General features: G+C 31.4%; 1 protein-coding gene. It reads left to right on the forward strand.

What is annotated here, in order from left to right:
- Positions 1-291 (forward strand): methyl-accepting chemotaxis protein (locus tag B6S12_RS10930; protein WP_245892681.1); only part of this gene is annotated, 291 nt, incomplete at its 5' end.
- Positions 292-318 lie beyond the last annotated feature (27 nt).

The following is a 318-nucleotide window of genomic DNA, read 5'->3' on the forward strand; positions in this document are numbered from 1 at the left end:
AGAGGATTTGCAGTAGTAGCTGATGAAGTTAGAAAACTAGCAGAGAGAACTGGTAAATCATTAAATGAAATAGAAGCTAATGTTAATGTTTTAGTGCAAGGCATTAATGATATGAATGAATCTATTAAAGAACAAGCTATGGGTGTAGGACAGATTAATGAAGCAGTAGCTCAACTTGAAGCAGTAACCCATGATAATGTAGCAGTAGCTAATGATACTAATGCCATTACCCAAAGTGTTAATAATATCGCTAATGATATTTTAGAAGATGTAAGAAAGAAGAAGTTTTAAGAACTTCTTCTTTAAATAAGTTCATAT

The sequence above is a fragment of the Helicobacter valdiviensis genome (assembly GCF_003245365.1).
Taxonomy (GTDB): Bacteria; Campylobacterota; Campylobacteria; order Campylobacterales; family Helicobacteraceae; genus Helicobacter_D; species Helicobacter_D valdiviensis.